General features: G+C 42.0%; 1 pseudogene. It reads left to right on the top strand.

Features of this window, described 5'->3' with window-relative positions:
* A pseudogene (locus ACTRWF_RS19695) lies at positions 1–372 on the top strand (transposase); the annotation flags it as partial.
* Positions 373–405 lie beyond the last annotated feature (33 nt).

Here is a 405-nt window from a genome sequence, read left to right as displayed (position 1 = left end):
TAGCGGTGGCCTGCCCGTTTATTTTGAACTATCCGGTGGTCAAGTGAACGACATCGTACATGCACAAAGTCTGATAATAAACTCCCCACAAGCCGATATTGTTTGTGCTGATAAGGCTATGACAGTGAAGCTTTTAGAGCTTACGTAGAAGAAAGTGGAGCAGATGCCAATATTCCACGCAAACGAAATAACAAATTAGGTAATGACGATATGGACTGGTGCCTGTATCGATATAGGCATCTTGTTGAAAACGCGTTTTTGAGGATAAAAAGGTACCGGGCAATATCAACAAGATACGACAAGCTAGCTCGAAACTATAGCAGTACAGTCGCATTGGCATTCATGATGATGTGGCTACCAATGTACTGCTGAACAAATAATGTTCAAAGATCAACAGCCTCTAGT

It is taken from the genome of Alteromonas sp. G5_S2_22_S1 (genome assembly GCF_054968525.1).
Note: the sequence above shows the minus strand (reverse complement) of the source record. Positions and strands in the feature narration are given on the sequence as shown.